Below are 24,808 nucleotides of genomic sequence, written 5' to 3'. Positions count from 1 at the left end.
TGTCCTCTACTACGAACGATGGTAGACCGCAGCCATTGAGGAACCGAATCGACCCGGACAGCCAGGACCATTAGGCTGGGTTACGCAGTGGAGGGACACCCCACCCTCGCAATCCACGTACACCATGTCAGGAGACATCTGCCAGTGTCGATCACAGACGAGATCCACGTCCTCACGCAACCCGTCCACCCCTCGGACTGGACCGACCTGGACACCAAGGCTGTCGATACCGCCCGCGTGCTCGCCGCCGACGCGGTTCAGAAGGTCGGCAACGGCCATCCCGGAACTGCAATGAGCTTGGCGCCGTTGGCATACACCCTCTTTCAGCGCATCATGCGCCACGATCCTTCGGATGCAGAATGGGTCGGCCGTGACCGCTTCGTTCTTTCCTGTGGCCATTCGTCCTTGACGCTGTACACCCAGCTCTACCTGTCGGGCTACGGTCTCGAGCTTGCTGACCTCGAAGCTCTCCGCACATGGGGCGCACTGACCCCCGGTCACCCCGAGGTCGGCCACACCGTCGGCGTCGAGATGACCACCGGTCCGCTCGGCCAGGGCCTTGCGTCCGCAGTCGGCATGGCCATGGCTGCGCGTCGTGAGCGCGGGCTGTTCGATCCGGAGACCCCGGTCGGCTCCTCCCCCTTCGACCATCACATCTACGTGATCGCGTCCGACGGTGACATCGAGGAAGGCGTCACCTCCGAGGCGTCGTCTCTCGCGGGTGTCCAGGAACTGGGCAACCTGATCGTCTTCTACGACGACAACAAGATCTCCATTGAGCACGACACCGCCATCGCTCTCGGCGAAGATGTCGGAAAGCGCTACGAGGCGTACGGCTGGCACGTTCAGCACGTCGAGGGCGGCGAGAACGTCTCCGGCATCCTCGACGCGGTTGCCGCTGCCAAGGCCGTCGTCGATCGTCCGTCCATCATCTTGCTCCGCACCATCATCGGTTTCCCGGCGCCGAAGAAGATGAACACCGGCGACGTTCACGGCTCCGCACTCGGTGCCGACGAAGTCGCCGCGGTCAAGGAAGCCCTCGGGTTCGATCCGAGCAAGTCCTTCGACGTCGACGCCGACGCTCTGGCTCACGCCCGTGAGGTCGTCTCGCGCGGAGCCGACGCACACAAGGCATGGCAGGTCGAGTTCGACGCGTGGGCCGCACGTGAGTCCGAGCGCAAGGAACTCTTCGACCGCCTGTTCGCCGGTGAGTTCCCCGCCGGCTGGGCCGACGCTCTCCCGACCTACGAGGCCGACGCCAAGGGCGTTGCGACTCGCAAGGCCTCCGGTTCGGCTCTCAACGCGCTCGGACCGATCCTGCCCGAGCTGTGGGGCGGTTCCGCCGACCTCGCCGGCAGCAACAACACCACCATCAAGGGCGCAGATTCGTTCGGCCCCTTCTCCATCTCCACCAGCGACTGGACTGCGCAGCCTTACGGCCGCACGCTCCACTTCGGTATCCGTGAGCACGCGATGGGCTCGATCCTCAACGGCATCGCGCTGCACGGGCCCACCCGTCCGTACGGCGGAACCTTCATGGTCTTCTCCGACTACATGCGTCCGGCGGTTCGCCTGGCTGCACTGATGAAGACTGCCGTCACCTACGTCTGGACCCACGACTCGATCGGTCTCGGCGAAGACGGCCCGACTCACCAGCCGGTCGAGCACCTCGCTGCTCTTCGTGCGATCCCGAACCTCGCCGTCGTCCGCCCGGGTGACGCCAACGAGACCTCGTTCGCATGGCAGGCAGCACTCGAGAACAAGACGGGCCCGACGGCTCTGGCGCTCACCCGCCAGGACATCCCGGTTCTCGAAGGCACCAAGGAGAAGGCTGCCGAAGGCGTCAAGCGCGGCGCTTACGTCCTCGTCGACGCTGCCAACGGTTCGCCCGAGGTCATCTTGCTTGCGACCGGTTCCGAACTGCATCTGGCCACCGAGGCTCGCGAGACCCTCGAAGCTCAGGGCGTCGCAACCCGCGTCGTTTCCGTGCCGTGCCTCGACTGGTTCCTCGAGCAGGATCAGGCGTACCGCGACGAGGTCATTCCGCCCGCCGTCCGCGCACGCGTGTCCGTCGAAGCCGGTATCGCAATGCCGTGGTGGCGCATCCTCGGCGACGCCGGCCAGGCCGTCTCGCTCGAGCATTACGGCGCTTCCGCCGATTACAAGACCTTGTACCGGGAGTTCGGCATCACCGCCGACGCGACTGTCGAAGCCGCGCAGCGCTCCCTCGCATCTGTGAAGGGATGATCTCGATGACACAGAACGTGAATACCGAAAAGCTCTCCGCTGCAGGCGTTTCCATCTGGCTTGACGACCTCTCGCGAGATCGCATCCAGTCCGGCAACCTGCAAAACCTCATCGACACGAAGTCGATCGTGGGTGTCACGACCAACCCGTCGATCTTCCAGGCGGCACTGTCCAAGGGCTCCGACTACGACGCTCAGGTTCGCGAGTTGGCCGAGCGCGGCGCCGATGTCGACGCCACCATCACGGCCGTCACCACCGACGACGTGCGCGCTGCGTGCGACATCCTGGCCCCGCAGTTCGAGGCATCGAACGGCGTCGACGGCCGCGTGTCCATCGAGGTCGATCCTCGTCTGGCGCACGACACCGACGCGACTGTCGCGCAGGCGATCGAGCTGCACAAGATCGTCGACCGCCCGAATGTCCTCATCAAGATCCCCGCAACGCTGGCCGGTATCCCCGCCATCGCCAAGGTGATCGGTGAAGGCATCAGCGTCAACGTCACTTTGATCTTCTCGGTCGAGCGCTACGAAGCTGTCATGGGCGCGTACCTCGACGGTCTGGACACCGCCAAGGCTGCCGGCCGCGACATCTCGTCCATCGAGTCGGTCGCCTCGTTCTTCGTCTCCCGTGTGGATTCCGAGATCGACAACCGCCTCACGGCGATCGGCACGCCGGAAGCTCTCCAGCTTCGCGGCAAGGCTGCACTCGCAAACGCTCGTCTGGCGTACAACGCGTACCAGCAGATCTTCGAGGTGCAGCCGCGCTTCCAGGCTCTCCTGGCCGATGGCGCCAAGGCTCAGCGCCCGCTGTGGGCGTCGACCGGCGTGAAGAACCCGGATTACCCGGACACGCTCTACGTCACCGAGCTGGTTGCGCCCAACACGGTCAACACCATGCCGGAGAAGACGCTCGACGCTCTCGCCGACCATGGTGAGATCACGGGCGACACGATTTCGGGCACCGCTCAGGACTCGCAGGTCGTCTTCGATCAGCTCGCAGCTGTCGGCATCGATCTTGCGGACGTGTTCAAGGTCCTCGAGACCGAGGGCGTCGACAAGTTCGAGGTGTCCTGGAACGAGTTGCTCGACGCAACTGCCGAGCAGCTTCGCGCAGCAACCCAGAAGAGCTGAGCCTGTGAGCGATTCCGCGGCGGCATCAGATTGGGTGAATCCCCTTCGGGACAGCACCGACAAACGGCTTCCGCACATTGCGGGGCCCTGCGCCCTGGTGATCTTCGGTGTTACCGGCGACCTCGCCAGGCGCAAGCTCATGCCAGCCATCTACGACCTCGCCAACCGTGGACTGTTGCCGCCCGGATTCGCTCTGGTCGGGTTCGCCCGGCGTGAATGGACGGACGAGGACTTCGCGAACGTCGTCCTCGAAGCAGTCAAGGACGGTGCTCGCACCAAGTTCCGTCAGGACGTCTGGGAGAGGCTCGCCGAAGGTATCCGGTTCGTGGAGGGCAGTTTCGACGAGGCCGAGGCCTTCCAGAACCTGTCCGAGACCTTGGCCACGCTCGACAACGAACGTGGTATCGGCGGCAATCACGGGTTCTACCTTGCGATTCCGCCCAACGCGTTTCCTCAGGTGCTCGAGCAACTGTCGGCGTCGGGCCTCGCGCAGGCCGAGGACGGTCAGTGGCGACGAGTTGTCATCGAGAAGCCGTTCGGTCACGACCTCGAGAGCGCTCGCGAACTGAACGCCGTCGTCAACAAGGTGTTCCCCGAGGACACGGTCTTCCGTATCGACCACTACCTCGGCAAGGAAACGGTCCAGAACATCCTGGCTCTGCGCTTCGCGAACCAGTTGTTCGATCCGATCTGGAACGCGCACTACGTCGACCACGTCCAGATCACGATGGCCGAGGACATCGGCCTCGGTGGGCGTGCCGGGTACTACGACGGCATCGGCGCGGCCCGTGACGTGATCCAGAACCACCTGCTCCAATTGCTCGCGTTCACGGCGATGGAAGAACCCATCAGCTTCGAACCGCTCAATCTGCAGGCGGAGAAGATCAAGGTTCTTTCGGCAACGCGTCTGGCCGAACCACTCGACGAGACCACTGCCCGCGGACAATACGAAGGTGGTTGGCAGGGCGGGTTGCCGGTGGTCGGACTCCTCGAAGAAGAGGGCTTCGCAGCGGACTCCACAACGGAGACCTTTGCCGCCATCACCCTCGAGGTCGACACCCGTCGCTGGGCGGGCGTGCCGTTCTACCTGCGCACGGGCAAGCGTCTCGGCCGCCGCGTCACCGAGATCGCAGTGGTCTTCAAGCGCGCACCACACCTGCCGTTCGACAAGACCATGACCGAAGATCTCGGCCAGAACGCACTCGTGATCCGCGTGCAGCCTGACGAGGGCGTCACCATGCGGTTCGGCTCGAAGGTTCCCGGATCGAGCATGGAAGTCCGTGACGTCAACATGGACTTCTCGTACGGTCAGGCTTTCACCGAGTCGTCACCGGAGGCGTACGAGCGACTCATCCTCGACGTGTTGCTCGGCGAGCCGTCTCTCTTCCCCGTCAATGCCGAAGTCGAATTGTCTTGGGAAATCCTCGATCCCGTCCTCGAACACTGGGCGGCCGGCGGCAAGCCGGAACCCTACGAGGCTGGAACGTGGGGACCACCGTCTGCGGACGAAATGATGCAACGCACCGGACGCGAATGGAGGCGACCCTAGTGATTCTCGATTTGCCCTCCACCACCACGGTCCAGGTCAGCAAGAAACTGGTCGAGGTACGTAAGACCGGCGGCGCTGTCACCTTGGGACGTGTGCTGACGCTTGTCGTCTGCACCAGGGACACCGGGAACGCCGAGGCCGCAATCGAGGCCGCCAACGAAGCAAGCCGCGAGCACCCCTGCCGCGTCATCGTGCTTCTGCGTGGCGACGAGCAGAGCGAGCCTCGGCTCGATGCTCAGATCCGCGTCGGTGGGGATGCCGGCGCCTCTGAGGTCGTGGTGCTGCGCCTCTACGGTCCCCTGGCGGACCACGAGAGCAGCGTCGTCATCCCGTTCCTGCTCCCCGACACACCGGTAGTCGCGTGGTGGCCCCTCGAGGCACCTGAGATTCCGGCGAAGGACCCCGTCGGAAAGCTTGCGATCCGTCGCATCACCGACGCCACCGGTGCCCCGGATCCGACTGCCACCATCAAGGGACGACTCGCGTCGTACACCGCCGGTGACACCGATCTCGCCTGGAGTCGCGTCACCTACTGGCGCGCACTGCTCGCGTCGGCTCTCGATCAGCCGCCGCACGAGAAGATCACCTCAGCGGTGGTCTCCGGTCTCAAAACCGAACCGGCACTGGATATTCTCGCCGGTTGGTTGGCAGCCAAGATCGACGGTCCGGTCATCCGACGTACGGGTGAGCTCACCGTCGAGTTGAAGCTGGAGACTCGCAGCATCTCCATCAGCCGCCCACAGGAGGGTACGACCGCAACCCTGATCCGCACCGGTCAGCCCGACTCGCTGGTCTCGCTCGGTCGTCGAGAGACGCGCGATTGCCTCGCCGAGGAATTGCGTCGGCTCGATCCGGACGAGATCTACGAAGAAGCTCTGGCTGGCTTGGAGAAGGTGACCTATGAGTGATGTTGTCGTAGAGAAGTTTTCCGACGCCGGCCAACTGGTCGATGCCGCTGCCGCACGCCTGGTCACGACAATCGTTGATGCCCAGAAGGCTCGCGGGTTCGCATCCATCGTGCTGACGGGTGGCGGAACCGGGATCGCACTTCTCGAGAAGTTGCGTGACGCTCCCGGCGACATCGACTGGTCGCAGATCGATCTGTACTGGGGCGACGAGCGGTTCCTGCCGTCCGGCGACCCCGAGCGGAACGAAGTCCAGGCGCGTGAGGCGCTTCTCGATCATGTGCCGGTCGATCCCGACAGGGTGCATGCGATGGCCGCATCCGACGGTATCGACGACGGTGATCCGCACGGGGCGGCGACGGCATACGAACAACTGCTGGGCGCTCAGGCACACGGCAATCAGGTTCCGACGTTCGACGTGCACCTGCTCGGCATGGGTGGAGAAGGACACGTCAACTCGTTGTTCCCGCATACCGACGCCGTTCGCGAAGAAGCTCGTTTCGTTGTCGCGGTGACGGACTCCCCCAAGCCGCCACCGGTACGGATCACCCTGACGCTGCCTGCTGTTCGGCGTGCCAAAGAGGTCTGGCTGCTCGTCTCGGGTGCTGCAAAGGCCGAGGCCGTTGCCAAAGCTGTCGGAGGTGCTTCGTCCGAGGACTGGCCGTCCGCCGGCGCCACCGGTTTGGTGGCGACGCGTTGGTTCCTCGATACGGACGCTGCCTCGCAGCTCTGATCTGATTTCACGGATCTGATTTCACACCGGGCCGGGAATCGTCTTCAGGCGATTCCCGGCCCGGTGGTACATCGAGGACATTTTCACAGTGGCGAGTCATGACTACCCGCTGAGTCCGGAGCCGATGCGAATTTCCTTTTGACGGAACGGAACTCAATCCCGAGATCCCTTGTCTCCAACGGGCACTCTGCCCTGCACAACGATTCATCTCTCCCCCTGTCTCGTTCTTTCGAGCGATTACTACCTTGGACGCCGCGAAGTAGGGTTCGGTTCCGTAGATCGCTTTCACTCTTGAACGAATCAATCCAGGCGAGAACAATCGAACAATGTCGTGGACACCGAATCCGGATGCACTTCGCGGGCGAGTGGCTGTTGTTGCCGGGGCGACGAGGGGCGCCGGACGCGGAATCGCCGCAGCCCTGGGTGAGGCCGGTGCAACCGTCATCTGCACTGGCCGGAGCACATCTGCCGGAATACTTCAGTCGGACTATCCGCGCGGCGAAACCATCGAGGAGACGGCAGAGCTTGTCACCGAACTGGGCGGCGTCGGCGTGCCGATTGCCGTCGATCATCTCAAGAGCACGCAAGTGGCTGATCTCGCCGAACGCTTGCGCGCCGACTATCAACATATCGACATCTTGGTCAATGACATCTGGGGCGCGGAACTGCTCAAGGGCGGGCCGGCAGAGTGGAACACGCCGGTATGGGAACACGATCTGGACAAGGGCTTTCACATTCTGCGCCTGGCGATCGACACCCACATCACCACGTCGCACCACCTCCTGCCGCTGATGATCGATCGGCCAGGCGGACTGGTCGCCGAAATAACCGACGGCACTACCGAATACAACGCATCGAACTATCGCATCTCGGTGTTCTACGACCTGGCGAAGGTGTCCGTGAACAGGCTTGCATTTTCACAAGGCCACGAACTTGCCCCGTTCGGCTGTACTGCCGTCGCCATCACTCCGGGGTTCCTGCGATCGGAGATGATGCTCGACAATTTTGGTGTCGGTGAATCGAATTGGCGTGACGCTTTGTCGCCGGAGCGGGATGGGCCGACTGCACCTCCGGATTTTGCCCGCTCCGAGTCACCAAGATTCACAGGACGTGCGATCGCCGCCCTCGCCGCCGATTCGAATCGGAAGCGATGGAATCAGCGATCGGTCAGTTCAGGCGAACTCGGAACGGCATACGGGTTCACCGACACCGACGGCAACCGCCCCGATTTTTGGCATTACCAACGCTGAGCGTGACTAGTCAACGGTCTTCCGACGAGCCGTCTACCTCGCGGTAAGACCACCCCCGCAGAAAGCGCCTTGCGTTGGTCAGGTAGGCGTGCACATGCGTGAGCATGCCGGCGAACTCCCAAGGTTCCAGATTTTTCATACCTAATGGTCTCATTTGTCCCCCAAGTCGCCGCCAGTGGGAGTCGGAGCGCGATTAGGATCCGCTCATGGCCGAATTCGCGACGATCGACGAATACATCGCGTCGTTTCCCACCGACGTGCAGCGATCCCTCGGGAGCATCCGCGAGACGATCCACAGCACTGTTCCCGGCCTCGATGAAACCATCAGCTATCAGATGCCGACCATGACGGTGAATGGGAAGAACCTGGTTCACTTCGCAGGCTGGAAACACCACATCTCGATGTACCCACTCCCGGCAGGTGACGCAGAGTTCGAGAAGTCCGTCGACCCGTACCGGGCTGCGAAATCAACCGTGAAGTTCCCGTTGAACAAACCGATCCCCCTCGATCTCGTGGCTCGAACCGTCGAATTGCTCGCGCAGCGCCACTAACCTCAGTTCCCGTCGGAGCCTTGTGAGAGCGTATGGCCGTGCAGAGACAACCCATCCGACGCATCAAGGCCGGGACATCGTCGGGCGCTGACGTAGGCAGCTGGCCGATGACGGTGCCCGCGGTTGCGCAGATCGTTCGGGACGGTCTTGAACTTCCACCGGGTGTCACCATTCTGGTCGGCGAAAACGGAGCGGGGAAGTCGACCGTCATCGAAATTCTTGCCGCCGTTCTCGGTCTCAATGCCGAAGGCGGGTCTACCAATACGCGACATCAGACCAGATCGAGTGAACCGAGCGGCCTCGACCTTGTGGTCGAGCGGAGCCCCGGCGCGTCGAAGTGGGCGTACTACCTCCGAGACGAAACCTTGCACGGGTTGTACACGTATTTGGAGGACAACCCCAATCCCACGCGACCTGAACCGCTTTACCATCACCTCTCCCACGGTGAGGCGCTGCTCGAGATCTTGTCGTCGAGGACCTCCGACGGCGGCTTCTATCTCATCGACGAACCCGATGCCGCACTCTCCTTCCAAGGGACCTTGACGCTGGTCGCACTGCTCGGTGAGCTGGTGGAATCCGGCGCGCAGGCAGTGATCGCGACGCACTCGCCGATCATCGCGGCACTGCCGAACGCCAATCTGCTCGAGATCGGCGAATGGGGAATCCGAGCCGCGAGCTGGGAGGACCTCGATCTGGTCTCGAACTGGCAGCGGTTCCTTCACGACCCGCAGACGTACCTGCGCCACCTGATCTAACCTGGAACTCCACCCCAGGAGGCCTCCATGGCATACGACAAGGCGCTGGCTGAGCGTATCCGCGATGCGCTCTCGGGCGAGAGCGACGTCGAAGAAGTAAAGATGTTCGGTGGGCTGAGCTTCATGGTGAACGGGAAGCTGGCCGCCAGTGCGAACTCACACGGCAACATCATGGTTCGGTGTGACCCCGATCGAGTTGACGAACTCCTGACGCACAAGGGTGCAAGTTGGCCCGAGATGCGGGGTAAGCCGATGAGCAAGGGATGGATCGTCGTCGACCGAACCGGGACGAGTTCGAACGTCGAGTTCAATGCGTGGATCAAGGAAGCTCTGGACTTCGTGCACTGACTGGTAGTGCCGGTTCGATCAATTTCGCTCGATTCGGCAAAAAGTGAAGTGGGCGGCCCTAGACTCCGAAAAAGCATTGGATTGGGCGCCACGACGGCGCGGAGGAAAGGTGGTCCATCGCGTGACGTTCACACCCAATCAGCCGGATCACCAACGCGCCTTCGGGTTTCAGCCGCCGTCGACCCGCACGATTCCCTCCCTCATGCCCGACCGTTTCGGACCTAGCCTCATCGGATCGCTGTGGGCGTGCGCCGGGATCGTCGCCGGAAGCCTCGGCCCGTGGACGTCATCCTCCGCCCTCGACCACAGTGGTACCGACGAATGCGGAGTGATCACACTCGTCCTCGCTCTGGGCGCGGTAACCGCGCTGATCACCCTCATGGTTCGGGACGTCACGCCCGAGATGAAGAATCACTGCACGGGACCGCTGGTGGGAATCGCCGTCTTGATCGTTGCCGTCGGAAACGCCGCGTCCATTGTGCGACGTAGTACCGAGGTCGCAGGGCACACCGCCGGACCGTCCATCGGGTGGGGACTCTGGGTGGTCATCGCGTCCGCAGTGATCCTGTGCATCACGTCGTCGACCGTCGCGCACATGATCAGGTTTCAGGCAGCAATGATCACAAGGTCTTGATCAGACCGCCGTCGATCACGAAATCCGCGCCCGCCACGTTCCCCGCGCGATCGCTGGCGAGGAACAACACCAGGTCCGCTACCTCTTCGGGAAAGGTGAAGCGGCCCGTCTCGGCGCCGGCGGCCGCACTTTCGACGATATCGTCGGCGGCTGAACCATTCGCCTTCGCCAGCGTCGAGGCCACTCCGTGCTTGCCGAGCCACAACTCCGTCTGCACCGGACCAGGGCTGACGGTATTGACGCGGATCCCCTTCCCTCCCAGTTCTTTCGACAACGACTTCGAGAAGTTGGTCAACGCCGCTTTGGCGGCGCTGTAGTCGATCACCGTCGGGTCAGGCAAGAATGCGTTGACCGAACTGATCGTCACGATGCTTCCGCCACCTCTGCGGATCAACTCCGGCAGCGCAGCGCGAACAGTGCGTACAGCCGACAAGAACGTCAGATTGAACGACGACGCCCACTCTTCGTCCGTGATAGCCGCGAAGCCGCTCGTTCGCGGGGTGACGGCGCCGACGTTGTTGACCAAGATGTCGACGCCGCCCCTCGCTGCTGCAACCTCGAGCAGTCGGGTAGATCCTTCGACACTCGCGAGGTCGACGCCGACAAAGGTGACGGCGCCGCCGGCCTGCAGCGATTCGAGTTCCGGCGAGAGCGTCCGCGAGCCCGCGACGACGTGGACTCCCTCTGCCACCAAGGCCCGAGTGATCGCCAACCCGATACCTTTTCCCGCGCCGGTAACCACGGCAGTTCGTCCGTCCAATTGCAGATCCACTGCGGTCCCCGTTCGGTCCGGTGCGCAGCGTTGGGTGTGCGTGCGACAGCTCTAGAGTCGCCGCACGCACACCCTGGTAAACCTGCAGAACCAGCCGCTGTTACCTAGCCACTGTTACGAAGCGCAGTGGCAAGGCCGTTCATCGTCAGCTGGATACCCCGACGCACCTGATCGCTCTCGTCGCCGGAACGGTACCGACGGATCAGCTCGACCTGTAGATGGTTGAGTGGTTCGAGGTACGGGAACCGGTTGTGAACCGAACGCTCGAGGCCCGAGTTGTCGGCAAAGAGGTTCTCGTTGCCTGTGATTGCCTTGTACATGCGAATTGTGCGTTCGTGCTCGTCGGTGATCATTCCGAAGACTCGATCGCGCAGTTCGGCGTCGGGCACGAGGTCCGCGTAGCGGGCCGCCAAACCGAGATCAGACTTCGACATCACCATGGCCATGTTCGAGAGCACGGTTCGGAAGAACGGCCACTTCTCGTACAGGGCCGTCAACGTGGCAAGCCGAGTGTCGTCTCCGTCTATCCATCTTTCGAACGCGGCGCCGGTTCCGTACCAACCCGGAAGCATCACGCGAGACTGACTCCACGAGAGCACCCAGGGAATGGCACGCAGGTCGGAAATCGCCTTGGTCTGCTTGCGAGAGGCCGGACGAGAGCCGATATTGAGTGCCCCGATCTCGGCGACCGGTGTCGACGCTTCGAAGTACTGCACGAATCCTGGTGTGTCGTGCACCAATTCGCTGTACGCGGTGCGGGCGAGTGCAGCCAACTCGTCCAACACCGCGTAGGCCGCATCTGCGTCGCTGCCAAGACCTTCGACGTCGAGCAACGTCGACTCGATAGTCGCGGCGATGAGTGTTTCGAGGTTGCGGTGCGCCAGACGCGGTTCGGCGTACTTGGCCGCAATCACCTCACCCTGCTCGGTGATTCGCAGAGAACCAGCGACTGCGCCGGGGGGCTGCGCGAGAATCGCTTCGTAGCTCGGTCCGCCGCCACGTCCGACGGTTCCGCCGCGGCCGTGGAAGAGCCTCAACCTGATTCCGCTCTTACGCGCGGCATCGACGAGGTCGAGTTCGGCACGGTACAGCGCCCAGTTGGCGGCCAAGTACCCGCCGTCCTTGTTCGAGTCGGAGTACCCGAGCATCACTTCCTGACTGTCACCGCGAGAACGGACGATCGCACGATAGATCGGGATGTCGAGCGTCGCCAGCAATGTGTCGGCGCCGCCCTGCAGATCCTCGATCGTCTCGAACAACGGGACGATGCCGATCGGGCAGGAGGGTTCGCTACCGACGCCCGGATCGAGCACCCCGACCTCTTTGAGCAGCACCGCAGCTTCGAGCATGTCGCTGACCGAGGTACACATGCTGATGATGTAGTTGGGTACTGCGCCCGCTCCGAGAACCCGCACTGCCTTGGCGCCGGCAGCCATGATGGCCAGTTCCTTGGTGGTCAATTCGCTGAACTCGGCGTCCGGCGAAGTCAGTGGTCGCCGCGTCGTCAACTCGGCCGACAGCAGTTCGACTCGATCGGCTTCCGGCAAGGACGTGTAGTCCGGGTGAACTCCGGCCCACGCCAGAAGTTCTGCGACGACGCTTTCGTGTACCTCGGAGTTCTGCCGCATGTCCAGACCGGACAGGTGAAAGCCGAACACCTCCACCGCTTCTCGGAGCCGATCGAGTCGATCGTCGGCGATGGTCTCGTCGCCGAAACGACGCAACGAGGTGTCGATGATTCCGAGATCCCGCTGCAGTTGTGCCGGGTCGGTGTACGCCTCGAGACCTTCATCAGCACCGTGTGCGGGCAACTCCCCCAGTACCGTCAGTGCGGTTGCGCTCAATCGCCCGCGGATACCGCGAATCGCACGACGGTACGGCTCGTCGGCCCGGAATGCAGAATCGTCGCCGGAGGTAGACGCCAGCAGATCGAGTTCGGGCGTGACGGACACCAGCCGCGCCGACATCGACAGTTCACGCTCGAGATGTTCGAGTTCCTCGAGATGATGCTCGAGAGCAGTCGCCGCAGCGCGCGACGTGGCGCGCTGGACGATTTCGCCGGTCACGTACGGATTGCCGTCCCGGTCACCGCCAATCCACGAACCCGGCCTCAGGATCGGTTCCGGCAGGAGCCCGGCGTCCGGCCAACGCGTTCGTAGAGCTTTGCGGACCTCGGCATTGATCTTCGGAATCACCTCGAACAACGCCGCGTCGTAGTAGCGCAGGCCTACCTCGATTTCATCCTGGATACGGAGGCGGCTGAGCCGGATCAGAGCCGTCTGCCACAGGGTCAGGATCTGACGGCGCAATTGCAGATCGACATCAGCGGTTTCTGCGACGCTCAGCGCCGTGCGCTCGCGGTATCGCATCAACTCGGTGATCCGACTCTGCGTCTCGAACACCGTGCGGCGTCGAGTCTCCGTCGGGTGAGCGGTGATGACGGGTGAGACCAGGGCGCCCCGCAGCGCTTCTTCGACGGTAGCCGAATCGATATCGGCTGCATCGAGTTTGGTGTACGTGGCGGCGAGAGTGCTGTCGCGGGGCGGTTCACCCGCGTTGACGTGGATGGCCCGTCGACGCTCGCGGTGGATGTCCTCGGCCAGGTTGGCGAGCAGCGCGAAGTGACTGAACGCACGAATGACGGGAATGGCGTCGTCCGTACTGATTTCGGCGAACAGCGACACCAGTTCGGCGCGGTCGATCTCCGACCGACGGACTCGGAACGACTCGACACGAGCTCGCTCGACCAGATCGAAAACATTGTCGCCGGCTTGCTCTCGCACTATTTGTCCGAGTATTCCGCCGAGAAGCCGGATGTCTTCGCGCAGCGGCTCGGTGGCCTCTCGCGGTGTTTCTCGATGCGACGCGGTTTCAGTCATCACTCAATTATCGACCGAAACAAAGAACCCCGCTCGATAGGCGGGGTTCCGTGTCTGAAATTCGTGTGTGAAAAACTACCGGCTGCAAGTCATGAGCCGAGAATCAGGCGAACTTGATCTCCAGGCCGATGCCGACGATCGAGATGAGCCAGATCAACGCGGTGAAGACCGTCAACCGGTCGAGGTTCTTCTCGACAACAGTCGATCCGGACAGGCTGGACTGAACACCGCCACCGAACAGACTCGACAAACCGCCGCCCTTACCGCGGTGCAGGAGCACCAAGGCGATGAGGAGCAAGCTGGTGATGACCAGCAGGATATCCAGGAACAGTTTCATGTCTGTCTACGTCCACCAATCCAATAGGGACAACTACAACCGATAACACCATACAGGCGCGCACAGATAGCCTGACCACATACCCGTCTCGCACATGACTTTGCACCCGGCCAGGCACGACTCTTGGTCAGTGGCATCGATCACACTGTCGAGATACCGATTCAGTAGTTTTTCAGTTGACGCGACTCTACCTCCGAAAGGCCGGCTCCATGCTTTCCGACACTGCCCTGCCCGACACTGCCCTGCCCGACATACCCTTGCCTGACACACCACGTCTGGCTTCGATTCACAACTTCCGCGACGTGGCCGGCCCCGGGTACGTCACGACCAGCGGACAGGCGATGAGCCGCGGAGTTTTCTACCGCGCAAACGTGCTGACGCCCTCGCCTGAGGATCTTGCAATCGTGGAATCGCTGGGGCTGACCGCCGTCTACGACGTGCGCTCCGAAACCGAAGCGAACGAAACTCCCGACACCGTGCCTGCGCCAGCGATGTACGCCCACATTCCCATCCTGTCCGGCAACATCCACGCCGAAGCGATGGCTCTCCGAACAGCGGACGCTGCAACAGCTTTCATGCAGAACATCAATCGCAGCTTTGTCGCAGACCCCGTCACTCGCAGCGGATTCTCGCAGTTGTTCGCCGCCCTGGCCACTACCGCCGGGCCGCAACTCTTCCACTGCACGGCAGGCAAGGACCGAACAGGCTGGGCAGCAGCACTACTGCAGACACTCGCCGGTGTACCGCGCGAAACGATCATGGCGGACTACCTGCTCACGAATACGTACTCGGCCGAGTACATCGATGCGACGGTCGCAACGATCGCCGCCGCCACAGATGCAGACAAGGGCGAGGTGATCCGGTTGCTGCTGTCCGTCGACGCAAGTTACCTGGGCGCTGCCTTCGAGCAGGTGGAACACCACTACGGGACCGTCGAGAACTATCTGACCACCGGGTTGGACCTTGCTCGCGAACTCGTCGGCGCTTTGGAAACCAAACTCGTGAGCTGAATCCGGCGAATCAAAAAAACTGCGGGCGTGTGACCTACTCGGTCACACGCCCGCAGTTCAGTGTCATGCAGTTCAGTGTCATGCAGTGACAGTGTCCTGCAGTTTCCAGCTCACTACCCGATCACATCACGGGAGTGGACCGCCTGCAGCGATCGCAGACAGTGTCGCGAACTCGTCAGCCTTGAGCGACGCGCCGCCGACCAGAGCGCCGTCGACGTCAGTCTGGCCGACGATCTCTCCGACGTTCTTGGAGCTGACGCTGCCGCCGTACAGAACGCGAACGCCGGCTGCGACCTCGGCGTCGGCAAGTTCGGCAACTGTTGCTCGTACCGCAGCGCACACTTCCTGTGCATCGGCGGCAGAAGCGACCCGGCCGGTGCCGATGGCCCAGACAGGTTCGTACGCGATGACGATCTTGGAGATCTCCTCCGCGCTCAGGCCCGCCAACGAACCCTTGAGCTGGTCGACGTTGTAGGCAACGTGATCGCCCGCTTCGCGGATCTCGAGGCCTTCACCGATGCACACGATCGGCGTGAGGCCGTTCTTGAGAGCGGCTTTGGTCTTGGCGAGGACGGTCTCGTTGGTCTCACCGTGAAGGGTGCGACGCTCCGAGTGGCCGACCACGACGAAGGTGCATCCGAGCTTGGCCAGCATGGAGCCGCTGATCTCGCCCGTGAACGCACCCGAGTCCTGAGCCGAGACATCCTGCGCGCCGTACGTGAGGAGGAGCTTGTCGCCCTCGATCAGCGTCTGGACGCTACGGATGTCGGTGAACGGCGGGATGACCGTGACGTCCACTTTGTCGAAGTACTTCGCAGGCAAGGAGAAAGCGATCTTCTGCACCAGGGCGATAGCCTCGAGGTGGTTCAGATTCATCTTCCAGTTGCCGGCGATCAACGGCTTACGTGCCATGTCGGATCAGCCTTCCAGTACTGCGATGCCAGGCAGCTCTTTGCCCTCGAGGTACTCGAGGGAAGCGCCACCACCGGTGGAAATGTGCGAGAAGCCCTCGTCCGGGATACCGAGCTGACGAACGGCTGCTGCAGAGTCGCCGCCGCCGACGACGCTGAAGGCGCCCTTCTCGGTTGCCTCCACGATTGCTTCGGCGACACCGCGGGTGCCTGCTTCGAACTTCGGGAACTCGAACACGCCCATCGGGCCGTTCCAGAAAACCGTCTTGGCGCCGGTCAGGATCGCGGCAAAGCGCTTGACCGACTCCGGTCCGATGTCCAGACCCATCCAGCCGTCGGGAATCTTGTCGAACGGAACGATCTTCGACTCGGCATCGGCCGAGAAGGAGTCCGCGACGACAACATCCTGAGGGACGTGGATGACGTCGGCGTACCGGTCGAGGAGACCCTTGCAGGTCTCGATCATGGACTCTTCGCACAGCGAATTGCCCACGGAGACACCCTGAGCCGCGAGGAACGTGTAGAACATTCCGCCGCCGATCACCAGAGTGTCGACCTTCGGTGCCAGTGCCTCGATGACGGCCAGCTTGTCCGAGACCTTGGAGCCACCGAGCACCACCGCGTACGGACGCGCAGCGTCCTGCGTGAGCTTGGCGAGCACCTCGACCTCGGCGCCGACCAGGTAACCGGCGTAATGCGGGAGCAGCTTCGCGACGTCGAAGACCGACGCCTGCTTACGGTGAACAACACCGAATCCGTCGGAGACGAATGCGCCGTCGTCACCGACCAGCTCGACGAGAGCCTTGGCGAGCTTGACCCGCTCGGCTTCGTCCTTGCTGGTCTCGCGAGGGTCGAAACGGATGTTCTCGAGCATCAGGACGTCACCATCGGTGAGTCCTTCGGAACGAGCCAGCGCGTCCTGTCCCACGACGTCACCGGCGAGTTGCACGTTGCGACCGAGGATTTCGGCCAACTTCGCGGCAACCGGTGCGAGGGAGAACTTGGGATCGGGCTGACCGTCGGGGCGCCCGAGGTGCGCGGTCACGATGACCTTCGCTCCACCCTCGGCAAGTGCCCGCAGGGTGGGAGCGGACGCGACGATGCGGCCCGGGTCCGTGATTTCTCCGCCATCCAACGGGACGTTGAGGTCGGAACGCACCAGTACGGTGCGCCCCTCGACCCCAGCGTCCAGCAGATCCTTCAGCGTCTGAACTGCCACTGTTATCGAAACTCCGCTCAGAGAGACTTGGCGACGAGGCCGATGAGGTCGGCGAGGCGGTTGGAGTAGCCCCACTCGTTGTCGTACCAGGAAACGATCTTGACCTGGTCGTCGATGACCTTCGTCAGACCCGAGTCGAAGATCGACGAGTGCGGGTCGGTGACGATGTCCGAGGAGACGATCGGTGCGTCGGTGTACTTCAGGATGCCCTTGAGGGGTCCTTCGGCAGCGGCCTTCATCGCGGCGTTGATCTCGTCGGCGGTAGCCGACTTCTTCAGGTTCGCGGTCAGGTCGGTGACCGAGCCCGTGGGGATCGGCACGCGCAGTGCGTAGCCGTCGAGCTTGCCGAGCAGCTGCGGGAGAACCAGGCCGATTGCCTTGGCTGCACCGGTGCCGGTGGGAACGATGTTGAGGGCAGCTGCGCGGGCGCGACGGAGGTCTGCGTGCGGAGCGTCCTGCAGGTTCTGATCCTGGGTGTACGCGTGGATCGTGGTCATCAGACCCTTGACGATGCCGAACTCGTCGTCGAGAACCTTGGCGATGGGGCCGAGGCAGTTGGTGGTGCACGACGCGTTGGAGATGATGTTCTGGCTGCCGTCGTACTTGTCGTCGTTGACGCCCATCACGATGGTGATGTCTTCACCCTTGGCCGGAGCCGAGATGATGACCTTCTTGGCGCCGGCTTCGAGGTGTCCCTTGGCCTTTGCGGCGTCGGTGAAGATGCCGGTGGACTCGACGACGACGTCGACGCCCAGCTCGCCCCAGGGAAGCTCGTTCAACGGGCCGCGGTGTGCGAGGGCCTTGATGCGCTGATCGCCGACGACGATCGTGTCGTCACCGTCGAGCGACACGTCGTACGGCAAACGGCCGAGGATGGAGTCGTACTTCAGCAGGTGAGCGAGCGTCGCGTTGTCAGTCAGGTCGTTGACTGCCACGATCTCGATATCGGTGGTTCCGAGCGCCTTCTGCGCATCCACCGCCCTGAAGAAGTTACGTCCGATACGGCCGAAACCGTTTACGCCAACCCGGACAGTCACAATTCGCTCCTTTGACCATGATTCTGGTGTGCAACTTGACCCACGCATACTCCGAATCCGTGTGTGCACGACGCGGACGTGGGGTTCATCGGTCGATGTGACTCATACCCTAATGCGCGTGGCCCGAACGTGCGCAGCCCACCCTGACGGAGGGCAGGTCACCCCTCTTCGAGTAGCTCCACATTCACTGCGGATTCGGTGTCGGGTATGCCCGTTTCCTTCGCCTTGCGATCAGCCATGGACAGCAGGCGACGGATACGTCCGGCAACGGCGTCCTTGGTCATCGGCGGGTCGGCCAACTGGCCGAGTTCTTCGAGGGACGCCTGCCGATGCTCGACGCGCAGTGCGCCCGCCGCCGCGAGGTGATCGGGCACGTCCTCGCCGAGGATCTCCAACGCACGCTCGACGCGCGCAGCAGCCGCAACGGCAGCGCGAGCAGAGCGTCGCAGGTTTGCGTCGTCGAAATTGGCGAGACGATTGGCGGTGGCGCGGACCTCGCGTCGCATCCGTCGCTCCTCCCACACCAGGCGTGTGTCCTGGGCTCCCATTCGGGTCAGGAGATCGCCGATGGCCTCACCGTCGCGGATCACCACACGATCCGTTCCGCGAACCTCACGTGCCTTCGCCGAGATCCCCAGACGCCGCGCAGCTCCGACCAGAGCAAGTGCAGCTTCCGGGCCGGGGCAGCTCACTTCGAGCGCCGACGAACGGCCGGGTTCGGTCAGGGAACCGTGCGCGAGGAACGCACCGCGCCAAGCTGCTTCGGCGTCGCCGACACTTCCGCCGACGACCTGCGCAGGCAAGCCGCGAACCGGGCGCCCGCGAAGATCGAGCAGTCCCGTCTGGCGCGCGAGGGCCTCACCCTCCTTCGCCACACGCACGATGTAGCGAGCGGATTTTCGAAGCCCGCCCGCACTGAGTACGTGAACATCGGCACTGTAGGTGAACAGGTCGAATATCTCCCGGCGCAGACGTCGCGCCGTAGAGCCCAGATCCACCTCTGCTTCGACGACCACCCGGCCGCCGACGATGTGGAGCCCACCGGCAAAGCGCAGCAACGCGGAGACCTCTGCCTTGCGGCAGCTGACCTGAGTCACCACTAACCGGCTCAGTTCGTCCTTGACCTCCGCTGTCATTGCCACGAAGCGTTCTCCCTCTGTTCTTCGGATTGCTGTTCTTGCAGGGAAGACTGTGTCGAATCCCCTACTGCCGCACTGCTCGACAGTTCAGCCAGTACATCGGCCAGTTTTGCCGGATCGTGTACATGCGCTGCGCCCGGTGAGGTGTCCGCGACATCCGCGTACCTGACTTCGGCTGAAAATTGATCCGCCGCACGCTGCAGATGTTCACGTTCACGCCCGGCCGGTACCGACGCCGAGTCGACCACCACGTAGTCGACCCGAAAATCGGGCACGTGTTGGGAGAGTACGTGCAGGTGACGCTCTGCGGAGAATCCGGCGGTCTCCCCCGGCTCGGGTGCGAGATTGAGCACCAGTACCTTTCGAGCATTCGTCGACGACAGTGATTCGACAAGTTCGGGTACCAGTACGTGCGGGATCACGCTCGAGAACCACGATCCCGGGCCGAGAACCACGAGATCGGCACGATCGATCGCAGTCACAGCCTCGGGACACGCGGGCGGATTGGACGGGAGCAGTCTCACACGCCGAACCTTGCCCGGCGTGGTCGCGACGGCGACCTGTCCACGAATGCAGCGGCTGACGCGTGGGTCCTCTTCGAGTCCTTGAACGTCGGCTTCGATCTCGAGCGCGATCGGCGACATCGGCAGCACGCGGCCACGGATTCGCAGCAGTCGCGCCATCTCGTCGAGCGCGACGACCGGATCGCCGAGCACCTCGGTGAGTCCGGCCAGGATGAGATTGCCCACCGAGTGCCCGGCAAGTGCGCCGACACCGCCGAAGCGATGCTGAATGGTCCGAGTCCAGTCGACTATCTCGGGTTCGTCCGACGCGAGAGCCGCGAGCGCCATCCGGAGGTCACCGGGCGGGATGACGCCGAGTTCGGCGCGCAGCCGGCCCGACGAACCACCGTCGTCGGCGACCGTGACCACTGCGGTGACGTCGACCGTCAGGCGTCTGACGGCCTGGAGCGTGGCGAACAATCCGTGCCCGCCGCCGAGCGCGACGATGGCCGGCCCATCTGGCTTCTCCCGCGAGCTATGTGTCGGTTCACTCATTCGCGCCCCAGATCCCGGTGCACGATGCTGACCGAGATGTCGTCCTCGGAACCCAAACGCCTCGCGAGAGCTTCGGACATGGCCACGCTTCGGTGCTTACCGCCGGTGCACCCGACCGCAATTGTCATGTAGCGCTTTCCTTCTCGCCGATATCCGGCGATCGTCAAATCGACCAGATGTCGGTAGGTGTCTAGGTAGTCTTCCGCGCCCTCGCGGGACAACACGTAGTCGCGGACGTCGGCATCCTGACCGGTGTGCGGGCGAAGTTCCGGGATCCAGTGGGGATTGGGCAGGAATCGAACGTCACAGACGAGATCGGCGTCCATCGGCAGGCCGTACTTGAATCCGAACGACTGGACCGTCACCTTCATCGTGCGGTTGGCATCGTTCCCGAACGCCGTTTCGATCTTCTGACGCAACTGATGTGCCTTCAGCGCCGACGTGTCGATGACCAGATCGGCGGCCGCCTTCACCACGGCCAACTGCCGACGCTCGGCTGCGATCCCTTCGGACAACGTGCCGTCGATGCCGTCGTTCTGCAACGGATGACTGCGGCGAACCTGTTCGAACCGTCGGATCAACACGTCGTCGGACGCTTCGAGGTACAGCACCCGAGTGTGGATCGGCTCCGCCTCGAGTTCGGTGAGCACCCACCCGAGATCGCCGGTGAAGAGTCGACTCCGCACGTCGATCACGACGGCGAGACGATCGACCGGCGGATCGGAGGTCAAGCTCAGACCGACCATCCGGGAAATGAGCTCAGGTGGCAAATTGTCCGCGACATACCAGCCGAGGTCTTCGAGCACCTTGGCAGCGGTACTCAAACCGGCTCCGGACAATCCCGTCACCAGCAGGAAATCCATCGTTCGACTGTCTTTGGCGCTGTCGGTAGTCACTGTGCACTCGGCCCCGTCGTCGGCATGGACAATTCTCGCGACTCGGAGCCCTCGTCACCGCTACCGGATTCGGCGCTGGGCGCGTCAGCAGAGGTAACAGACGATTCGGATTCCTTGTCCAGCTCATCATCCCCTACCGCGGCTGGCAGCGCTCGAGCTTCAGCACCCGCATCGGTTGCAGCCGAATCCGTGCCGAGTGCGGCCAGAACTGCTGTGGCTGTGGTCTCACCGATACCGGGGACCTGCATGATCTCCTCGACCGTTGCCGTTTTCAGCTTCGCCACGGAACCGAAGTGAGCCACCAGAGCAGTACGGCGAGTTTCACCGAGCCCCTTGACCGAGTCCAGAGCCGAAGCCGTCATCCGCCTCGAGCGCTTGCTGCGATGGAACGTGATCGCGAAGCGGTGGGCTTCGTCTCGGATGCGTTGCAGGAGGTACAACGACTCGCTCGTTCGGGGAAGGATGACCGGATCTTCTTCCCCCGGTACCCATACCTCTTCGAGTCGCTTGGCCAAGCCGACTACCGCGACGTCGGTGACCCCCAGCTCGTCGAGGACCGCCGCTGCGGCCGTGACCTGAGGGGCGCCGCCGTCCACGACGAACAGATTGGGTGGATAGGCGAACCGCCGAGGCCGGCCCGTCGCCGGGTCGATCGCCGCTTCGGGAGCCAGATCCCCACCGTCCGCGTCCATGGTCGACGCCGACGCAGCGAGAATGCCCAGGTCGCGGTTGTGTCGCAGGAACCGCCTGCGAGTGATCTCGGCGATACTCGCCACGTCGTCGGAATGACCGTCGCCGGCAGCTTCCTTGATCGCGTAATGGCGGTAGTCCGACTTACGCGGGAGCCCGTCTTCGAACACGACCAGTGACGCCACGACGTCGGTTCCCTGGACGTGACTGATGTCGATGCATTCGATTCGTAGCGGAGCCGAGTCCAGGTCCAGTGCTTCCTGGATGCCCTGAAGCGCCGCAGAACGCGAGGTGAAATCGCCGGCGCGCTTGAGCTTGTGCTGCGCCAGAGCCTCTTTCGCGTTTCGCTGGACCGTTTCGGCGAGGTCTTTCTTGTCGCCGCGTTGCGGAACCCGCAGTTGCACTTGCGATCCCCGAAGCTTGCTCAGCCACGCCTGGATCTCGGTCGCGTTGGCGGGCAGGACCGGCACGAGAACTTCCTTGGGAACGGCGCTGATCCCGGCCTCGGAGCCCGCTCCCGGGTCGAGTGCCGCCTGCTCACCGTAGAACTGGGTGAGGAACTGCTCGACCAGGATCGGCAGGTCGGACTCGGCGTCGAGTGCGGCCCAGTCGATGGCATCGCCTGCCTTCTCCACGACCCATCCACGCTGACCCCGCACGCGTCCGCCGCGCACGTGGAACACCTGAACGGCGGCTTCGAGATCATCGGTTGCAAAGGCGACGAGATCGGCGTCGGTGCCGTCACCGAGTACGACGGCCTGCTTCTCGAGCGCCTTGCGCAAAGCGCCGATATCGTCACGCAGACGGGCCGCGGTCTCGAAGTCGAGGTCCTCGGAAGCCTGCTGCATGCGCTTTTCGAGATCTTTGACCAGCTTGTCCGTGCGGCCGGCGAGGAAGTCGCAGAAATCTTCGACGATCTGACGATGCTCCTCGGCGCTGACTCGCCCGACGCAGGGCGCCGAGCACTTGTCGATGTAGCCGAGCAGACACGGCCGGCCGATCTGGTTGTGTCGTTTGAAGACTCCGGACGAGCACGTTCGTGCGGGAAACACTCGCAGCAGCAGATCGAGTGTTTCGCGGATGGCCCAGGCATGGGAGTAGGGACCGAAGTAGCGGACGCCCTTGCGCCGCGGACCGCGGTAGACGAACAGCCGCGGGAACTCTTCGTTGAGCGTCACGGCGAGAACCGGATACGTCTTGTCGTCGCGGTACCGCACGTTGAACCGCGGATCGAATTCCTTGATCCAGTTGTACTCGAGCTGAAGCGCTTCGACTTCGGTACTGACGACGGTCCACTCGACGCTGCCGGCGGTGGTCACCATCTGCCGAGTACGGGGATGAAGTGTCGTGACGTCCGCGAAGTACGAGTTCAAACGTGAACGGAGGCTTTTCGCCTTTCCGACGTAAATGACCCGTCCATGCGGATCGCGAAATTTGTAGACGCCCGGCGCAGCCGGAATGGTTCCGGTAGCGGGGCGGTAAGTCGAGGGATCCGGCACGGTTTCAGGTTAGTCGCCGCCACCGACCGACTCGGAAACGCGCAGGATGCGGGCACCGAACCGGTCGGAAGACGTCAGTTGCTCTTGTGCGCGACCGGTGCGTAGCGGTCGGCCAGTTCGCGGAACTTGCCGACCGTGTCGACGGCGTACTCACGGTCGTTGGACTGGATCGCCATCACTGCCATGTACTCGTCGTCGGGCAATTCGATGCGTGCCCAGGCGGCGCCGTCGGGGAACGAGAGTCCCTCGAACAGATCCCAGTCGACGATCTTCTCGCCCAAGATGTTTCGTACGGCGATTCCCTGCTTGCCCACCTTGACCCGGGGCCGCGTCAACATCAGTACACCGAGAGCCAGAATGGTGCCGATGCCTGCCATCGCAAGTTGGTCCGCGGCGCGGAAGTACACGCCGGTGGACCCCTGGCGGAGCAGGAGTGCAAGTGTGACGTGAACGATCACCAGGAGGACAGCAACTCCGATCGCGTATCGCGTCGACTTACGCGGTGACGCAATCAGTTCCCAGTTCTCGTTGTCGCCGGGTGTACTCATCGAAACGAATCCTCGGTCCATGGTGCTCGGAGATGGCGCAGGGTCACTGCGGTGTCCAGTGCGGCGGCGCAGGCCTGTGCGCCCTTGTCCTCGACGCTACCCGGCAGCCCCGAACGGTCAAGAGCCTGCTGCTCGGTGTCGGTGGTCAGGACACCGTTCCCCACGGGAGTGCTTTCGTCGAGCGAGACGCGTGTAAGGCCCGCGGTGACCGCGTCGCACACGTACTCGAAGTGCGGCGTGCCGCCGCGGATGACAACACCGAGAGCGACGACGGCGTCGTGCGTGCGCGCCAATGCCTGCGCAACGACCGGCAGTTCGATCGCGCCGGCGACACGGACCAGTGTCACGTCCTTGATCTGTGCCTCCTGCGCGACTCGCTGCGCGCCGGCGATCAGAGCCTCGGAGATCGTCGCGTGCCATTGCCCGGCAACGATCGCCAGCTTCAGATCCTTGGCCTCGGCGATCGCGAGCTGCGGCTGACCTTCGCCGCTCACAGTGCGGTTCCCGGCTGTGCGGTGTTCTGGTTCGCCTCGTACTCGTCCAGTCCGATCAGATCGTGACCCATCCGATCGCGCTTGGTGCGCAGGTAGGTGAGGTTCTCCGCATTCGCGCGCAGCGGCATCGGAACGCGATCGGTGATCTGCAGGCCGTAGCCGTCCAGACCCACACGCTTGGCCGGGTTGTTGGTCAGCAGACGCATCGACGAGATCC

The 24,808-nt window shown here is 63.2% G+C and carries 23 protein-coding genes and 1 pseudogene; 11 read left to right on the top strand and 13 right to left on the bottom strand.

The genetic code is table 11. The annotated features are described in order from the left end of the window. The first annotated feature begins 144 nt into the window (after window positions 1-144). The 10 genes from tkt (at window position 145) to H7C86_RS04775 (ending at window position 10,102) form a co-directional block, all read left to right on the top strand. Entirely contained in the window at window positions 145-2,247 is a 2,103-nt protein-coding gene (gene tkt / locus H7C86_RS04820) for a transketolase (RefSeq protein ID WP_047888340.1), read from the top strand. 5 nt (window positions 2,248-2,252) lie between these two features. Next, the gene (tal, locus tag H7C86_RS04815; protein ID WP_113683658.1) at window positions 2,253-3,377 is read left to right on the top strand and encodes a transaldolase; all 1,125 of its coding nucleotides are present in this window, start codon (window positions 2,253-2,255) and stop codon (window positions 3,375-3,377) included. A 4-nt stretch (window positions 3,378-3,381) separates the two neighbouring features. After that, a complete protein-coding gene (gene zwf / locus H7C86_RS04810; protein ID WP_020907722.1) occupies window positions 3,382-4,926 on the top strand; it encodes a glucose-6-phosphate dehydrogenase in 1,545 nt (514 codons plus the stop codon). Next, window positions 4,926-5,834 carry a glucose-6-phosphate dehydrogenase assembly protein OpcA gene (gene opcA / locus H7C86_RS04805; RefSeq protein WP_019748400.1) on the top strand — a complete coding sequence of 303 codons (909 nt, stop codon included), beginning with the start codon at window positions 4,926-4,928 and terminating at the stop codon, window positions 5,832-5,834. The genes zwf and opcA overlap by 1 nt, the downstream gene beginning before the upstream one ends. Continuing rightward, window positions 5,827-6,564, top strand: coding sequence for a 6-phosphogluconolactonase (gene pgl, locus H7C86_RS04800; protein ID WP_182261177.1), 738 nt, complete (start codon window positions 5,827-5,829; stop codon window positions 6,562-6,564). The genes opcA and pgl overlap by 8 nt, the downstream gene beginning before the upstream one ends. 326 nt (window positions 6,565-6,890) lie before the next feature. Beyond that, the gene (locus tag H7C86_RS04795) at window positions 6,891-7,814 is read left to right on the top strand and encodes an SDR family oxidoreductase (protein ID WP_182261176.1); all 924 of its coding nucleotides are present in this window, start codon (window positions 6,891-6,893) and stop codon (window positions 7,812-7,814) included. A gap of 206 nt (window positions 7,815-8,020) precedes the next feature. Beyond that, window positions 8,021-8,365 carry an iron chaperone gene (locus tag H7C86_RS04790; RefSeq protein WP_182261175.1) on the top strand — a complete coding sequence of 115 codons (345 nt, stop codon included), beginning with the start codon at window positions 8,021-8,023 and terminating at the stop codon, window positions 8,363-8,365. Window positions 8,366-8,397: 32 nt separating this feature from the next. Beyond that, entirely contained in the window at window positions 8,398-9,120 is a 723-nt protein-coding gene (locus H7C86_RS04785) for an AAA family ATPase (RefSeq protein ID WP_020969592.1), read from the top strand. Between the two features lie 27 nt (window positions 9,121-9,147). Continuing rightward, entirely contained in the window at window positions 9,148-9,468 is a 321-nt protein-coding gene (locus H7C86_RS04780) for a TfoX/Sxy family protein (protein ID WP_019748395.1), read from the top strand. A 121-nt stretch (window positions 9,469-9,589) separates the two neighbouring features. Continuing rightward, the gene (locus H7C86_RS04775) at window positions 9,590-10,102 is read left to right on the top strand and encodes a hypothetical protein (protein ID WP_244891365.1); all 513 of its coding nucleotides are present in this window, start codon (window positions 9,590-9,592) and stop codon (window positions 10,100-10,102) included. On the opposite strand, the gene H7C86_RS04770 is transcribed toward H7C86_RS04775, so the two are convergent. The 3 genes from H7C86_RS04770 to secG form a co-directional block, all read right to left on the bottom strand. Continuing rightward, on the bottom strand, window positions 10,089-10,874 hold the full coding sequence (locus tag H7C86_RS04770) for an oxidoreductase (RefSeq protein WP_182261173.1): 786 nt from the start codon (window positions 10,872-10,874) through the stop codon (window positions 10,089-10,091). The genes H7C86_RS04775 and H7C86_RS04770 overlap by 14 nt on opposite strands. Window positions 10,875-10,978: 104 nt before the next feature. Next, a complete protein-coding gene (ppc, locus tag H7C86_RS04765; protein WP_182261172.1) occupies window positions 10,979-13,753 on the bottom strand; it encodes a phosphoenolpyruvate carboxylase in 2,775 nt (924 codons plus the stop codon). Window positions 13,754-13,856: 103 nt separating this feature from the next. Then, a complete protein-coding gene (secG, locus tag H7C86_RS04760) occupies window positions 13,857-14,090 on the bottom strand; it encodes a preprotein translocase subunit SecG (RefSeq protein ID WP_003944946.1) in 234 nt (77 codons plus the stop codon). 209 nt (window positions 14,091-14,299) lie between these two features. Here secG and H7C86_RS04755 point away from each other — a divergent pair, with 209 nt between their 5' ends. Beyond that, window positions 14,300-15,100 (top strand): tyrosine-protein phosphatase, encoded by an 801-nt coding sequence (locus H7C86_RS04755; RefSeq protein ID WP_182261171.1) that lies wholly within the window; start codon window positions 14,300-14,302, stop codon window positions 15,098-15,100. Between the two features lie 126 nt (window positions 15,101-15,226). Here the strand turns inward: H7C86_RS04755 and tpiA are convergent, their stop codons facing one another. From tpiA to H7C86_RS04705, 10 genes and pseudogenes are all read right to left on the bottom strand, one after another. Then, window positions 15,227-16,012, bottom strand: a complete 786-nt coding sequence (gene tpiA, locus H7C86_RS04750) for a triose-phosphate isomerase (RefSeq protein ID WP_019748390.1) — start codon at window positions 16,010-16,012, stop codon at window positions 15,227-15,229. Between the two features lie 6 nt (window positions 16,013-16,018). Next, window positions 16,019-17,230 carry a phosphoglycerate kinase gene (locus tag H7C86_RS04745; RefSeq protein ID WP_182261170.1) on the bottom strand — a complete coding sequence of 404 codons (1,212 nt, stop codon included), beginning with the start codon at window positions 17,228-17,230 and terminating at the stop codon, window positions 16,019-16,021. 17 nt (window positions 17,231-17,247) lie between these two features. Continuing rightward, the gene (gap, locus tag H7C86_RS04740; protein ID WP_003944851.1) at window positions 17,248-18,267 is read right to left on the bottom strand and encodes a type I glyceraldehyde-3-phosphate dehydrogenase; all 1,020 of its coding nucleotides are present in this window, start codon (window positions 18,265-18,267) and stop codon (window positions 17,248-17,250) included. 158 nt (window positions 18,268-18,425) lie between these two features. After that, window positions 18,426-19,403 carry a DNA-binding protein WhiA gene (gene whiA, locus H7C86_RS04735; protein WP_021344225.1) on the bottom strand — a complete coding sequence of 326 codons (978 nt, stop codon included), beginning with the start codon at window positions 19,401-19,403 and terminating at the stop codon, window positions 18,426-18,428. Next, complete coding sequence (gene yvcK, locus H7C86_RS04730; protein WP_019748388.1) at window positions 19,400-20,464, bottom strand: uridine diphosphate-N-acetylglucosamine-binding protein YvcK; 1,065 nt, start codon at window positions 20,462-20,464, stop codon at window positions 19,400-19,402. Before yvcK ends, whiA begins: the two co-directional genes overlap by 4 nt. Further along, entirely contained in the window at window positions 20,461-21,360 is a 900-nt protein-coding gene (gene rapZ, locus H7C86_RS04725) for an RNase adapter RapZ (protein WP_003944872.1), read from the bottom strand. The genes yvcK and rapZ overlap by 4 nt, the downstream gene beginning before the upstream one ends. After that, the gene (uvrC, locus tag H7C86_RS04720; RefSeq protein WP_060938546.1) at window positions 21,357-23,549 is read right to left on the bottom strand and encodes an excinuclease ABC subunit UvrC; all 2,193 of its coding nucleotides are present in this window, start codon (window positions 23,547-23,549) and stop codon (window positions 21,357-21,359) included. Before uvrC ends, rapZ begins: the two co-directional genes overlap by 4 nt. 74 nt (window positions 23,550-23,623) lie before the next feature. Continuing rightward, a complete protein-coding gene (locus H7C86_RS04715) occupies window positions 23,624-24,097 on the bottom strand; it encodes a PH domain-containing protein (protein WP_007727982.1) in 474 nt (157 codons plus the stop codon). Beyond that, on the bottom strand, window positions 24,094-24,591 hold the full coding sequence (ribH, locus tag H7C86_RS04710; protein WP_003944999.1) for a 6,7-dimethyl-8-ribityllumazine synthase: 498 nt from the start codon (window positions 24,589-24,591) through the stop codon (window positions 24,094-24,096). The genes H7C86_RS04715 and ribH overlap by 4 nt, the downstream gene beginning before the upstream one ends. Beyond that, a pseudogene (locus tag H7C86_RS04705) lies at window positions 24,588-24,808 on the bottom strand (bifunctional 3,4-dihydroxy-2-butanone-4-phosphate synthase/GTP cyclohydrolase II); the annotation flags it as partial. The pseudogene H7C86_RS04705 and the gene ribH, both read right to left, overlap by 4 nt.

Origin of the sequence: Rhodococcus sp. UFZ-B548, assembly GCF_903819475.1 — a bacterium.
Taxonomy (GTDB): domain Bacteria; phylum Actinomycetota; class Actinomycetes; order Mycobacteriales; family Mycobacteriaceae; genus Rhodococcus_F; species Rhodococcus_F erythropolis.
Note: the sequence above shows the minus strand (reverse complement) of the source record. Positions and strands in the feature narration are given on the sequence as shown.

What these genes read in the sequence shown, in the direction of transcription:
- tal (WP_113683658.1), top strand. Translation starts at nt 2,253, where the DNA reads ATGACACAGAACGTGAATACCGAAAAGCTCTCCGCTGCAGGCGTTTCC.
- pgl (WP_182261177.1), top strand. Translation starts at nt 5,827, where the DNA reads ATGAGTGATGTTGTCGTAGAGAAGTTTTCCGACGCCGGCCAACTGGTC.
- H7C86_RS04795 (WP_182261176.1), top strand. Translation starts at nt 6,891, where the DNA reads ATGTCGTGGACACCGAATCCGGATGCACTTCGCGGGCGAGTGGCTGTT.
- H7C86_RS04790 (WP_182261175.1), top strand. Translation starts at nt 8,021, where the DNA reads ATGGCCGAATTCGCGACGATCGACGAATACATCGCGTCGTTTCCCACC.
- H7C86_RS04785 (WP_020969592.1), top strand. Translation starts at nt 8,398, where the DNA reads ATGGCCGTGCAGAGACAACCCATCCGACGCATCAAGGCCGGGACATCG.
- H7C86_RS04780 (WP_019748395.1), top strand. Translation starts at nt 9,148, where the DNA reads ATGGCATACGACAAGGCGCTGGCTGAGCGTATCCGCGATGCGCTCTCG.
- ppc (WP_182261172.1), bottom strand. Translation starts at nt 13,753, where the DNA reads ATGACTGAAACCGCGTCGCATCGAGAAACACCGCGAGAGGCCACCGAG.
- secG (WP_003944946.1), bottom strand. Translation starts at nt 14,090, where the DNA reads ATGAAACTGTTCCTGGATATCCTGCTGGTCATCACCAGCTTGCTCCTC.
- H7C86_RS04755 (WP_182261171.1), top strand. Translation starts at nt 14,300, where the DNA reads ATGCTTTCCGACACTGCCCTGCCCGACACTGCCCTGCCCGACATACCC.
- tpiA (WP_019748390.1), bottom strand. Translation starts at nt 16,012, where the DNA reads ATGGCACGTAAGCCGTTGATCGCCGGCAACTGGAAGATGAATCTGAAC.
- whiA (WP_021344225.1), bottom strand. Translation starts at nt 19,403, where the DNA reads ATGACAGCGGAGGTCAAGGACGAACTGAGCCGGTTAGTGGTGACTCAG.
- yvcK (WP_019748388.1), bottom strand. Translation starts at nt 20,464, where the DNA reads ATGAGTGAACCGACACATAGCTCGCGGGAGAAGCCAGATGGGCCGGCC.
- H7C86_RS04715 (WP_007727982.1), bottom strand. Translation starts at nt 24,097, where the DNA reads ATGAGTACACCCGGCGACAACGAGAACTGGGAACTGATTGCGTCACCG.